This window comes from Rhodococcus sp. P3_B8 (assembly GCF_056402775.1).
Map to the genome: position 1 here is coordinate 35020 of NZ_JBFUGT010000036.1, position 12910 is coordinate 47929.

A 12910-nucleotide genomic window follows, 5' to 3' on the forward strand; every position below is an offset into this window, starting at 1 on the left:
ATGGCTCCGTTTCTTTCGAGGAGAAGGCATGAACGCTATATCCGGCCCGGTTTCCGAGGCCGTCCCGAACCTTCGCGGGGCTCGGAGAGCAGGCTTCGGCGCGCTGATCGGCACCACGGTGGAGTGGTACGACTTCTTCATCTTCGGTACCGCGGCCGCACTCGCATTCGGGCCCGTGTTCTTCCCGTCGGCATCGCCGACCGTGGGACTGCTCGCCTCGTTCGCGACGTTCTGGTCAGGTTTCCTGGCCCGTCCTCTCGGGGGTGTGGTGTTCGGTCATCTCGGCGATCGGATCGGCCGGAAGAAGACGCTGATCACCACCCTCGTCCTGATGGGTCTGTCCAGTACCGCCATCGGACTTTTGCCCGGCTACGCGTCGATCGGCATCGCCGCTCCAGTTCTGCTCATCCTGCTCCGGATGATTCAAGGACTCGCGTTGGGCGGCGAGTGGGGTGGTGCGGTGTTGATCGCCGCCGAGCACGCGCCGCCCGGCCGACGGATGCTGTTCGGTGCTTTCGCGCAGCAGGGATCGCCCGTCGGCAACATCTTGGCGACCCTCGCCTTTCTGGGCGTCAGCACACTCCCGGCTGACGATTTCGCCTCCTGGGGCTGGCGGATCCCATTCCTCTTCTCGGCGGTACTGCTTCTGGTCGGGTTGATCATCCGAATCGGCGTAGAGGAATCACCGGAATTCCTTGCAGCGAAGGAGCAAGGGGAAATTTCCGAGGCGCCGGCACTCGAAACCATCCGAACCGCTCCCGTCCCGCTCCTTCTCGGAATCGGAGCCGCGGCGATCGGTGTCGGCGGAGCCTATTTCATGGGCACGTTCATGGTTGCGTGGACGACCACGGACCTGGGTGTCAGCCGATCGACGATCTTGTCGGCTTTGCTGCTGGCAACGGTCGTGCAGTTCTTCGTCCAACCCATCGGCGCACTCCTGGCGGATCGCTTCGGGGGGACGCGAATCATGGTGACGGCGCTGGTCGCCACGGTGATTTTGACGCCGCTTGTTTATGCACTGGTCAGCACAGGGGACATCGGTCTGATCTACGTCGGCCTCGCCCTTGGTGCTCTGACGAGTCCGGCGTACTTTGCCGTTTTGGCCGGCTTCCTCGCGCAAGCGTTCGACGCCCGGATCCGCTATACYGGTATCTCTTTGGCTTACCAGTTGTCGGCAACGTTGATCGGCGGAATGGTGCCGTTCATCGCTCAGTGGCTCCTCGCCGGCAGCGGTATCGCCATGGTGGCGTTGTACCACGTGGCCCTCACCTTGCTCACTTTGGCGTGTGTGGTCCTGCTCGCCCGGCGAACGCGAACTCGGCCCGCCCCTCACTCGGAGCGCACAGATGTCAGCCTCAACGTCGCGACCGAGCGTCACGTCGTTGCCGAAGTCGACTGAACAGCACCACCACCATCACGATCACGATCACGATCTAAGGACCATCTCATGAATACACCCGCACGACCGCGCATCGTTCGCGGACGTCGAATTCTCACCTCCGCTGCGGAATCCGCCAACGCGATCGCGATGATCGGTGACCGTATCGTTGCGCTCGGCGACTCCGACGATCTGCACCGACAATTCCCCACCGCATGGGTCGACGACAGGGGAGACGCCGTGATCTCACCCGGATTTCACGACGCACACCTGCACCTTGCTATGGCCGCCGAGAACGAACTGAAGCTCGACGTGTCACCCTCGCAGGCATCCACGCTCACGCAGCTACTCGACAAAGTCGGTGCTGCGGCCAAGGAGGACCCTGCACAGGGCTGGGTCCGTGCGGTGGGCTACGACGACGCAAAGATGCCCGAAGGTCGGGTTCTGACCCGCTGGGACCTGGACACCGTCACCGGGAACGTTCCCACGATCGTCCTCCACGTCGCCTGTCATTGGGGAGTGGTCAACTCCGCAGCGCTCGCCGCGGGAGGCATCACCGACAATTCGGAGCCGCCCAGCGGAGGTGACTTCGGACGGGACGGAACTGGTCGGCTCAACGGCATTCTCTATGAGCGCGCTCTCACCGATTTCGCCTACGCCCAGGGCGATGTCGACGGGAGGACGGTCGTACCCGAGTTGGGACTCGACGAGCGGATAGCAGCGCTAGGGAATGTAATTCGCCGTTGGCACGCAGCAGGGTTGACATCGGTCTGCGACGCATTTGCCGGGCCCGCGGACATTCGCCTTTTCGAGGCAGCTCGCGAGCAAGGCCTGTTGACGATGCGTGTCGGATTCCTTCTCGCCGCCGAGCACTACGACTCAGTACACCGGCTCGGCCTACGCTCGGGTTTCGGCGACGACTACCTGCGCTTCGTCGGAGTGAAGGCGCTCGTCGACGGCGCTGTCGGGGGACGAACCCTCCTGCTGGAAGAGCCGGACCACGACACCGGTCATCACGGCATCCAGGTGCTCACCCGTGAGGAACTCGCGGAGGTGGTCCAGAAGGTGCACGGTGACGGCAACCGAGTCTGCGTCCACGCCAACGGCGACCGCGCCATCCGGCTCGTCCTCGACGAATACGAAACCGCGCAGAAGAAGATGCCGCGACCAGGACTGCGGCACCGCATCGAACACTGCAGTGTGGTGGACGAGGGCATCTTGCGGCGCATGAACGAGCTTTCCGCGATCGCGGTCCCCTTCGGCAACTACGTCCATCAACATGGCAGCCATCTGATCGATTGGTACGGCGAGGACCGGGTAGAGCGGATGTTTGCCCACCGGGCGTTCCTCGATGCCGGAGTCGCAGTGGCGGGGTCCTCCGACTTCCCCTGTGGAGCAGTGGAACCCCTCCTGGCGATGCAGAGCATGGTCACTCGAACCGGGTGGGACGGTGCCCTCGTCGGGTCGTCGCAACGTGTCTCGCCGACCGAAGCCCTCGCGATCTACACAGCAGGATCAGCGGTTGCCACCGGCGAGGAAGACCGCAAGGGCACACTCGCCGCAGGCCAGCTCGCCGACTTCGTGGTCCTGGACGAGGATCCGCTGGAAGTGCCGCACGACCAGATCTCGAAAATCGGCGTCCAATCAACGTTTGTCGGGGGCGCGGAGGTATACACGCGAGACTGAGACGATGAGCCGGCGGGGCGGGGGAACCATTGATGCCTGATCGCTACGGCAACGCCCGCCGGCTGATTGGTGGCGCCTGACCCACCTGCCGGCGAAGGTACGACCCGTCGCTTGAAGGAGTGCCCGGGTGGGGTGTTCCGCGGCCGCCCTTTCGTCGAGGCGCTTGTCGTACTCCTCGTCCACCCATGAGGCGACCGTGTGGCAGACGTCGCGGTTCGCGAGCCATTAGCTGTCTTGCCCCAGAGGGCGGTCATTCGGCATTCGCTGCAAGTCGGCGGGAATTCCAGAACCGTAGGACTAGCGAACGTACGTACGCCTAACGTAGTGTTGAAGACCACAGCAACACTTGTACGGCTCTTGTACGGCTAAGGAGAACGATGTTTACTCTCGTCGACGCTATTCGTCGCAACGAGCGGCTGGTGCCCCAACGCGAAGCGATCTTCGACGGTACGCGCCGGCTCACCCATGGAGAACTCGCGGACCGGGCGTGGCTTATCGCCGCCGGCCTGCGGGCGCGGGGTGTCGAGCCCGGTGACACCGTCGGCGTGCTGGCGGGCAACACTGCCTTCAGTATCGAAACCTTCCTGGGAATCGTTGCTGCCGGCGCCGCCTTCGTCCCTTACAACTGGCGATGGGCAACCGAGGAGCTGGCCCACGGCATCAACGAGACCGGCGCCCGTGTTGTACTCGTCGGCGACGGCTTCGACGCCGCAATCGCGGAGGTCCTGGCCGGTGATGGCCTCGAAGCGCCGGTCGCCGTGGTGCACGAGGGGGACGAATTCGATCACCTGCTGCGATCGGAACCGATCAAGGATGTGCCGGTTCAAGCATCGGATGCTGCCTGCATTCTGTTCACCGGCGGCACCACCGGCTTCTCCAAGGGGGTCGTGCTCTCGCACTCGGCGATCCTGACCAACGCAGTCAACGAAATCGCCGACTGCCGGATCGGTGGCCGCCCGAACGATCGTGGCCTGGTCGTCACCCCGCTCTTCCACTCCGCCGCACTGCTGTGCTGGTTCCTGCCCCATTACGTCACGGGGAACAGCTCGGTCCTCGTTCACAAATTCGTGGAAGAGGAGATCGCCGACCTCGTCGCGCGCGAGTCGATCACCAACATGTTCCTCGTGCCCAACATGATCCGGCGCATGCTCAAGTCGGGCACGTTCGACACTGACGGGTTCCGCAACAATTTCAAGGCCCTCCACACCGGTGCCGGGTTGCTGCGCATGCCGGACAAGCTGGCAGTGTCGGCACTGATCCCGGACGTCGACCTGTTCTTCCGCTACGGCCTCACCGAAGCCGGGCCGATGGTCACCCGTTTGCTCCCGCAGGACATGCTCCGGCCGGAGATCGACGGCTCGATCGGCACCGAATACCTCCTCACCGAGGTCGAGTTGCGTGATCTCTACGACGGTGCCCCGACCGCGGTGGGGGAGATCGGAGAGATCTGCGTCCGGGGCCCCAATCTGATGACCGGATACTTCGGTCGACCGGAGGCCACCAAGGAGGTGCTCGACAACGGGTGGCTGCGTACCGGCGACCTGGCGGTTCGCGACGAAAATGGCTACCTGTACTTCCGCGACCGGGCCAAGGACATGATCAAGACCGGTGGCGAGAACGTATACAGCTCGGAGATCGAGCAGTTGCTCCACACGCACCCGGCTGTCATGGAAGCCGCCGTCCTCGGCGTGCCGAGTGAGGAGTGGGACGAGGAAGTGCGAGCGGTGATCGCCGTTCGGCCGGGTCAGACCGTCACGGAGACGGAGATCGCCACTTTCCTGCGCAAGCACTTGGCTGGATACAAGGTCCCGAAGATGATCGCGCTCGTGGGCCCGAACGCCCTGCCGATGAATCCCAGCGGCAAGATTGTCAAAACCAACATCCGGGCGACGATGGGCTGGTGACAACCGTGCCGACAATCAGCGAGAATAGCGATCGACTAACGTACGATTGTTCCTGAGACCGCTTGCCGGCCCCTTCGGGGACCGTCCAATTTACCTCGGAGGGGGCACAGTGACGCGAGCAACTCGGGTGACACGCGGCGGCGCGCGCACCAACGTCGCTATACGGGAGGCCGCGGCCAGCCTGTTCTACGAGCACGGCTACGAGGCCACGTCGCTGCGCACCGTCGCGAGCGAGGTCGGCATCCAGGTCGGCAGCCTCTACAACCACATCAGCGGCAAAGAAGAGTTGCTGACAGACATCATGGTGTCGGTCATGGACGAACTCCTCGAAGCCGTGAACAAAGCGCTCGTCAGCATCGATGGGAGTGCGCTGGACCGGTTCAAAGCGGCAGTCGACTGCCACATCCGCTACCACGCGGAGCATGCGCGGGAAACGTTCATCGGCAATACCGAGCTCCGGGCCCTGAGCGACGGAGACTTGGAGTTGGTCCTCGCCAAGCGTGCCGAGTACGAGCGCCTGCTGCAGAAACTCATCAAGGACGTGGCCAAGGAGACCGGCGCTGACATCCTCGATGCCAAACTGCAGACGTACTCGATACTGGCTCAGGGTGCGCACGTGTCGTCCTGGTACAAACCCGGCGGACCCAAGTCGCTCGACAAGGTCGTCAACACCTACATCAAGATGGCGTTGCGCCAGCTCGGCGTCGAGAACGCCGGCTGATCCGACCGTATTTCCATTCAGCCCGCGCCCGGGGCTTCAGCCCTGGGCGCGGGCTGACAACTTTGGTGACAAACGGGCGTCCCCCGATCGATGACTACTGCCGCGTACTCACGTGGCAGCGCTGCGCTGTTCGTCCCGTTGGCTCGGTAATACATTCGCGGAGAATGCTTCCCGGGCCCTGTTGATCGTTCTGTGGCCGTAATGTGCCGCAATGCTGCATACAGCGGGCGCCCTCTCCCTCGCCCCGCACGCATGGTTGACATTTGCTGTCGCTCATATCACACTCTTATTAAACAAACGCACGTACGTTTGTTGGTTGCTCCGCCGGCATCGGCAGGGACGTACATCGAGAGATTGGAAACTCAATGAGCCGCTTGGAGGGCAAGGTCGCCCTGATCACCGGGGCCGCGCGCGGCCAGGGCCGTTCACACGCACTGGGGCTGGCCAAAGAGGGCGCTGACATCATCGCCATCGACATCGCCGACCAGATCGGCAGTGTGCCGTACCCGATGGCGTCGCTCGACGACCTGAAGGAAACGGCGCGACTGGTCGAGGAGCTGGGCCGCCGCGTGGTCATCGCGCAGGCCGACGTGCGCAACCTGAAGCAGATGGAGGCTGCGGTCGCCGATGGCCTCGCCGAGTTCGGCCGTATCGACATCGTCTGTGCCAACGCAGGCATCATCTCGGCCAACAAGGTCCTGGACCTGACCGAAGAGCAGTGGAACGACATGATCGACACCAACCTGACCGGTGTCTTCCACACTGTGAAGGCCGCGGTGCCGAACATGGTCGAGCGGGGCGAAGGTGGTTCGGTCATCTTTACCGGATCGACGTCGAGCTTGAACGGTTACCCGAACGTCGGCCACTACGTCACCGCCAAGCACGGCATCGTCGGACTGATGCACACCCTCGCGAACGAGCTGGGCCCCAAGGGGATCCGTGTCAATGCGGTCCATCCGACGAACGTCAACACCAAACTCCTGCAGAACGAGACCTTCTACGGATTATTCCGACCGGACCTCGCGCATCCGACACTCGAGGATTCCCGCGACGCGTTCGCGACAATGCACTCGCTCCCGAACATCCCGTGGGTCGAACCCATCGACATCACCAACGCCGTGCTCTTCCTGGCTTCGGACGAGTCGCGGTACATCACTGGAATCAACCTGCCCATCGACGCCGGCGCAAGTCAAAAGGTCGGCGGCTAGAAGCCGTCGGATTCCGTGGCCGGTTCAAGTCTGGCCGCGGGACCATCCCCACTGCCCCTTCACCCGCGACGGAAACGTTTCGGGTGAAGGGGCAGTGGGCTTTGCGCTGCGTGTCTTCTCGCCTCAGTGAGGGCGGCTCATACGCGCGCCACGGCCGGGCCTGACGTTGACAAAGTGCGCAGTGGAACAGAATGCGACTGGTGCAGGTGATTTGCCGGACTGTTCGGAATCACGCATGTCCTCGACGTGTACGAGGGGTGACTGCGCTTCTTCCCTGCTGGCCGCCACCTGTTCGAGCAACGTTCCTGCGTACTCGCCGGATTCGATGACTCTCGGTGCGTCGTAGGTGGGTGGCCGTGACTGTTCTACCTCATGACGTGCTCGGGTCCGGCGCGGTTCGAGGGTCCGGTGGCGCGACGAACTCCCCGGGCCGGGACGCGAGGCGGGTACGTCTGGTCTGGCGGGCGCGCTCGTTTCGGACATGCCACCCCAGATGCCGTAAGCCTCGGTGGCGGCGAGGGCGTGGGTGCGACATTCGGCGAGCACGGGGCAGTCCTGGCAGATCGGTTTGGCGGCGTGCTCACGCTGGGCGCGGACGTTGCCGCGTTCACCGTCGGGGGAGAAGAACCTCTCGGTGTCGGTGCCGAGACATGAGGCGCGGTGCTGCCAGTCCCGGTCGATGTGGTGGTTCGAATGATCAGGCACTGCGGGGTAGGTCGCTTTCGGAGTCGAGGGTTGACTTGATCCGACGGGAGGCACCGGATCCCGGGCCCTCGTCGTGAGGGCCCGGGATCCGGGTGCTGAAAGTGAATGGCGAGGATGCGCGGCGTCAGAGCGCCATTCCACCATCCACCGGAAGAACGACGCCGGTCGTCCAGTCGTCCTCGAGCGCGAACCGTGCGATCCACCGGGCGGTGTCGACGGGATCGCCGACCCGGCGCAGTGGAATCGCCTCAGCCCGCTCGCGGAGTAGCGTCGACTCTTGCTCCGCGCTCATTCCGGCGGTCCGGTAGATCGCGGTCGGCGTCGGTCCGGGAGCGACGGAATTGACCCGAACCCCCTCAGGCCCCAACTCGAGGGCCCAGCACCGGGTCAGGTGCGCGACCGCCGCCTTCGACGCCGCGTAGTGCGCATTGCTGGCGGTGGGCTTGAGGGCGACCGAGCTGGCCACGTTCACGATGGACCCCCGGCTGCTCTTGAGCGCCGGGAGCAACGCCTGCGTGACCACCGTCGTCCCGAGTACGTTCACCTCGAACAGTGCACGCACCGACGCGGCACTGACGTCGGCCAGCGGACCGACCAAAAACGCGCCTGCGCAGTTGATCACGAAGTCAATGCGGCCCCAGTGCTTCAACGCCGCCGACGCTGCGGATCCGACCACCGCCGCATCAGTGACATCGACGGTACGGGGAGCGACCTCCTCACGCCCGGCAAGATCTGCCAGCGCCTCGTCGCTGCGATCCCACGCGTCGACGCGGGCGCCGTGGTCGACCAGCACTTCGAGGCAGGCCCGACCGATCCCGGTGCCCGCACCGGTGACGACACCGGTGAGACGTTCCCGCCGCGGCGCGAGCACCGGCGCGCTCATACCGGGGTGACGCCATTTCGGCGGGCGGGCGCGGTGCGGTCCCGCTTCCGGTAGAGCGCCAGACGCTGGGTGAGCTCGTTGCGCAGCTCGTTCGCGGGCACGACCGCTTCGACGGCGTTCTCGTTGGCGATCTTGAACACGTCGATCCCGGCGGCGTACTCGGCCTGCTTCTCGGCGATGAACGCGGCCCGCTCCTCCGGATCCTCGATGGCCTGGATGCGGTTGTAGTGGATGCCGTTCACGGCGGCATCCGGGCCCATCAGGGCGGGCTTGGCCGTCGGCAGCGCGATCAGGGCGTCCGGCTGCATCGGGGCACCGGACATTGCGAGGTACCCGCCGCCGTATGCCTTGCGCAGCAGCACCGTGATGCGGGGCACGCGGGCCTCGGAGACGGCGAAGATCATCTTCGCGCCGTGCCGGATGATGCCCTGTCGTTCGACCTCGGAGCCGATCATGTAGCCGGCGATGTCGACCAGGAACAGGATCGGGATGTTGTAGGCGTTGCAGATCCAGATGAACCGGGCGGCCTTGTCGGAGGAGTCGGGGAAGATTACCCCGCCCTTCACGGTGGGCTGGTTGGCGACGATGCCGACGCTTTGGCCGTTCAGGCGCGCGAATCCGGTGACCAGTTCCGGGGCGAACAAATCCTTGTACGGGAAGAAGCTGGCGTCGTCGACGAGGGAGTCGATCAGCTCGTGGATGTCGAAGATCTCGGATTCGACCTCGGGGACGATCTCCTTGATGGTCCGGGCGCCGGACGGGTCCGCCGGTGCGGTGATCGGGGGCTCCTGCTGCCAGTTCGACGGCAGGAACGACAGCCATACCCGCACGGCGGCAATCGCTTCGGCGTCGTCCTCGACGAGGACGTCGGAGAGACCGGAGACGGTCGAGTGCATCTCCGCCCCACCCATCTCTTCGAGGGTGACGTCCTCACCGGTCACCATCTGAGCCAGGCGGGGGGAGCCGAGGTAGGCGGTGGCGTGACCGCGGACCATGATCGTCAGATCGCACAGCGCGGGCACGTAGGCCGAGCCGGCGGGGGAGGGCCCGAAGAGGGCGCAGACCTGGGGGACGCGGCCGGAGATCTGGACCTGGTTGTAGAAGATGTTGCCCCAGGCACGGCGGCCGACGAAGCTTTCGAACTGTTCGTCGATGCGGGCGCCCGCGGAGTCGAACAGGTACACGATCGGGGTGCCGGTGGAGTCGGCGAGTTCCTGGGCGCGGACGATCTTCTCGAAGGTGCGCTTGCCCCAGGTGCCGGCCTTGACGGTGTAGTCGTTGGCGATGACGACGACATCGCGGCCGTCGACCTTGCCGACCGCGGTGACGACGGCGTCGCCGGGCAGGCCTTCGTCGTAGCGGGCGAGCAGGCCGTCCTCGAAGGACCAGCTGTTGTCGAACAGGAGTTCCAACCGGTCGCGCACGAGCATCTTGCCGGCATCGATCTGCTTCTGGCGTTGCTTCTCCGAGCCACCGAGCCGGGCCTTGGCCAGCCGCGTCTCGAGCTCTTCGTGCGGGCCGACCGGGGCCGCTGTGGTCTTCTCGTCGAGAATGTCAGTCATGATCTTTCCAAACTGTTTCGGAGGTAGTGGATTACGAATCGTCGGTGGGGGCGCTACTTGTAGCTGAACAGCAGGGAGGCGCCGCCGTCGATGACGGTGGTGGTGCCGTTGACCCCGCGTGAGGTGCGGCCCGCGAGGAAACCGATGACCGCGGCGACGTCGTCGGGGTCGAGAATGCGTCCGGTCGGTGTCTTGGCCGCCATCCGCTCTGCCGCGGGGCGGTCGAGCATCGGGGTGACCATCGCGCCGGGGGCGACGGCGTTCACGGTGACCGCGGTGCCCCAGAAGTCGAACATCAGGGAGCTGGTCAGGTTGATCAGTGCGGCCTTGGAGGCGGCGTAGGCGGGGTACTCGTAGCCGCGGGTGCCGGCGAAGGACGCGCAGTTGATTACTCGCCCGTACTCGGCGGCCTTCAGATCGTCCGCGAAGGCCTGGGTGAGCAGGAACGGGGCGGTGACGTTGACGTCCATGACCTGCCGCCAGGAGTCGGCGGTGGTGTCGGCGAGATGGGTGCGGCGCAGGATGCCGGCGATGTTGACCAGATGGGATACCTGGCCGAGGTCGACGTGCACCGCGTCGACCAACGAGCCGGCCGCCGATTCGGAGGTGATGTCCACGCCGTACGCGGCGCTGGTGACCCCGTTGTTGCCCAGTTCGGTGGCGGTGCGCTTGGCCGCGACTTCGTCGATGTCGACGCAGGCCACCGCCAGGCCGAGTTCGCCGAGCACCGTGGCGGTGACGGCTCCGAGTCCGCCTCCGGCGCCGGTGACGACCGCGACCGGCGGCCCTGCGGGTGTGGTCATCTCACTCACCTGCCGCCGCGACGGTGGCCAGGGATGCTCCGGCCGCCACGACCTGCCCGACCTCGACGTGCAAGGACTCGACGACACCGTTAACGGCGGCGCGGATCGGGTTTTGCATCTTCATCGCCTCCAGCACCATCAGCACCTGCCCCGCCTCGACCTGGGCGCCGACCTCGACGTCGATCTGCGCGACCGTGCCCTGCATCGGGCTCTTGGCCTCACCGCTCGCCGCGGCGCCGCCGCCCCGCTTCTTCCGTGGTCCGCCGGTCGCGGCGCGGCGCGCCTGCGGCTCGGCGACGGGCGCGGCAGCGGCCGGGCCGGCGGGGGTGAAGAACGGGATGACGTAGCGGCGGTCACCGACCCACGCCTCGTTGCGGGGCAGCATCTCCTCGGTGTCCTCGGCATCGGTGTCGGACAGGTCCTCGACCGGCGGCAGCAGCGAGGCGAAGTCGATGTCGCGCTCGAGCCAGTTGGTGTGCATGGCGACGTTGCGGAAGTCCTTGTGCGCAATGATCTGTCGTGCGGCCGGGACGGTGGTGGGCACGCCGTCGATGATCAGCTCGTCGAGGGCGAGGGTCAGCCGGTCCAGGGCGCGGTCCCGGGTCGGCGCCCACACGATGAGCTTGCCGACCAGGCTGTCGTAGTACGGCTGGACCTCGTCGCCGGATTCGTAGCCCCCGTCCCAGCGGACGCCGGCGCGCGTCGGTGCCTGCACGGTGGCGATCGGGCCGGGGCTGGGCATGAACAGGGCGCCGCGGGTGTCCTCGGCGTTGACGCGGACCTCGATCGCGTGCCCTCGCGGGTCGGCGCCGGACTCGGTGATCGACAGCGGCTCGCCGGCGGCGACGGCGAGTTGCTCGGCGACCAGATCCAGGCCCAGGGTCATCTCGGTGACCGGGTGCTCGACCTGGATGCGGGTGTTCATCTCCAGGAAGTAGAAGGCCTCCCGGTCGGCCTCGACGAGGAACTCGACGGTGCCGGCGCCGACGTAGCCGACCTGCTTGGCCAGGCGGACCGACGCCTCGCCCATGGCGCGGCGCAGCTCGTCCGACAGGCCGGGGGCGGGTGCTTCCTCGATCAGCTTCTGGTGCCGGCGCTGCACCGAGCAGTCGCGGTCGCCGATCCATACCGCATTGCCGTGGGTGTCGGCGAAGACCTGGACCTCGACGTGGCGAGCGCTGGACAGGTACCGCTCGAGGTAGACGTCGTCACGACCGAACGCGGCGGCGGATTCCTGCTTGGCCGAGGCGAACGCGGATTCGGCGTCCGAGGCCGAGGCGACCATGCGCATGCCGCGGCCGCCACCGCCGTAGGTGGCCTTGATCGCCACCGGGTAGCCGTGCTCGTCACCGAACGCGATCACGTCCGCCACGGAGGCGATGGTGCCCTGCGAGCCGGGGACCTGCGGGACGTCGGCCTTCGCGGCGAGATCGCGGGCGGCGATCTTCGAACCCATCACCTCGATCGCCGAGGAGGGCGGCCCGATGAAGATCAATCCCGCGTCTTCCACGGCCTTGGCGAACGCCGCGTTCTCGGCCAGGAAGCCGTAGCCGGGGTGCACGGCCTGCGCACCGGTGCTCTTGGCGGCCTCGATGATCTTGTCGATCGCCAGGTACGACTCCGACGCGGAGGCCGCGCCGAGCAGGACCGCCTCGTCGGCCAGCCGCACATGCAGTGCCTTCTCGTCCGCCTCCGAGTACACGGCGACGCTGGCTACACCGGCCTCTGCACACGTGCGAATGATGCGGACCGCGATTTCGCCGCGGTTGGCGACGAGGACCTTGGACAACATGCCCGGACTCCTTGGGGTTTCGAAATACCTGTTCGATGGACGCCCCGGTGTGGGGTCGCCTYCGTAAGACCATGTCGCTTAGACAAACAATCGTACGTTCGCTTACGGTACCGTCAGATGTGGTAACGGTCAACGATGGTCCCCGCCGCATCCGTGAGGTGGGGTCGACGACAGAGAGGGCGCGGACGGTGATTGCCTCTGCCGAAGAACTCGAGTCCCTGGTCGACGCTCTGCGAGTGACCCCCGCGGGGGTGAGCCGGTTCGATGG

9 protein-coding genes and 1 pseudogene are annotated in these 12910 nt (G+C 65.8%); 5 read left to right on the plus strand and 5 right to left on the minus strand.

Translation table 11 applies throughout. The annotated features are described in order from the left end of the window. Positions 1–28 precede the first annotated feature (28 nt). From AC1D1G_RS15410 to AC1D1G_RS15430, 5 genes are all read left to right on the plus strand, one after another. Positions 29–1399 carry an MFS transporter gene (locus AC1D1G_RS15410; RefSeq protein WP_477952731.1) on the plus strand — a complete coding sequence of 457 codons (1371 nt, stop codon included), beginning with the start codon at positions 29–31 and terminating at the stop codon, positions 1397–1399. 48 nt (positions 1400–1447) lie between these two features. Beyond that, positions 1448–3064, plus strand: a complete 1617-nt coding sequence (locus tag AC1D1G_RS15415) for an amidohydrolase (RefSeq protein WP_477952732.1) — start codon at positions 1448–1450, stop codon at positions 3062–3064. A gap of 377 nt (positions 3065–3441) precedes the next feature. Continuing rightward, positions 3442–4968: a class I adenylate-forming enzyme family protein gene (locus tag AC1D1G_RS15420; protein ID WP_477952733.1), complete on the plus strand. Its 1527-nt coding sequence runs from the start codon at positions 3442–3444 to the stop codon at positions 4966–4968. A gap of 109 nt (positions 4969–5077) precedes the next feature. Continuing rightward, positions 5078–5689 (plus strand): TetR/AcrR family transcriptional regulator, encoded by a 612-nt coding sequence (locus AC1D1G_RS15425; protein WP_283351235.1) that lies wholly within the window; start codon positions 5078–5080, stop codon positions 5687–5689. 365 nt (positions 5690–6054) lie between these two features. After that, positions 6055–6897, plus strand: coding sequence for a mycofactocin-coupled SDR family oxidoreductase (locus AC1D1G_RS15430; RefSeq protein ID WP_005250628.1), 843 nt, complete (start codon positions 6055–6057; stop codon positions 6895–6897). A 370-nt stretch (positions 6898–7267) separates the two neighbouring features. Here the strand turns inward: AC1D1G_RS15430 and AC1D1G_RS15435 are convergent. The 5 genes and pseudogenes from AC1D1G_RS15435 to AC1D1G_RS15455 form a co-directional block, all read right to left on the minus strand. After that, a pseudogene (locus AC1D1G_RS15435) lies at positions 7268–7602 on the minus strand (WhiB family transcriptional regulator). A gap of 124 nt (positions 7603–7726) precedes the next feature. After that, positions 7727–8485: an SDR family NAD(P)-dependent oxidoreductase gene (locus tag AC1D1G_RS15440; RefSeq protein ID WP_283332193.1), complete on the minus strand. Its 759-nt coding sequence runs from the start codon at positions 8483–8485 to the stop codon at positions 7727–7729. Then, on the minus strand, positions 8482–10047 hold the full coding sequence (locus AC1D1G_RS15445) for an acyl-CoA carboxylase subunit beta (RefSeq protein WP_005563089.1): 1566 nt from the start codon (positions 10045–10047) through the stop codon (positions 8482–8484). The genes AC1D1G_RS15440 and AC1D1G_RS15445 overlap by 4 nt, the downstream gene beginning before the upstream one ends. Before the next feature lie 53 nt (positions 10048–10100). Next, positions 10101–10850 (minus strand): SDR family NAD(P)-dependent oxidoreductase, encoded by a 750-nt coding sequence (locus AC1D1G_RS15450; protein ID WP_064080348.1) that lies wholly within the window; start codon positions 10848–10850, stop codon positions 10101–10103. A gap of 1 nt (position 10851) precedes the next feature. Then, a complete protein-coding gene (locus AC1D1G_RS15455; protein ID WP_283351238.1) occupies positions 10852–12642 on the minus strand; it encodes an acetyl/propionyl/methylcrotonyl-CoA carboxylase subunit alpha in 1791 nt (596 codons plus the stop codon). Positions 12643–12910 lie beyond the last annotated feature (268 nt).

Bases quoted from the DNA above. Each gene is read 5' to 3' on its own strand.
- AC1D1G_RS15415 (WP_477952732.1), top strand. From the start codon at position 1,448: ATGAATACACCCGCACGACCGCGCATCGTTCGCGGACGTCGAATTCTC.
- AC1D1G_RS15420 (WP_477952733.1), top strand. From the start codon at position 3,442: ATGTTTACTCTCGTCGACGCTATTCGTCGCAACGAGCGGCTGGTGCCC.
- AC1D1G_RS15430 (WP_005250628.1), top strand. From the start codon at position 6,055: ATGAGCCGCTTGGAGGGCAAGGTCGCCCTGATCACCGGGGCCGCGCGC.
- AC1D1G_RS15440 (WP_283332193.1), bottom strand. From the start codon at position 8,485: ATGAGCGCGCCGGTGCTCGCGCCGCGGCGGGAACGTCTCACCGGTGTC.
- AC1D1G_RS15445 (WP_005563089.1), bottom strand. From the start codon at position 10,047: ATGACTGACATTCTCGACGAGAAGACCACAGCGGCCCCGGTCGGCCCG.
- AC1D1G_RS15450 (WP_064080348.1), bottom strand. From the start codon at position 10,850: ATGACCACACCCGCAGGGCCGCCGGTCGCGGTCGTCACCGGCGCCGGA.
- AC1D1G_RS15455 (WP_283351238.1), bottom strand. From the start codon at position 12,642: ATGTTGTCCAAGGTCCTCGTCGCCAACCGCGGCGAAATCGCGGTCCGC.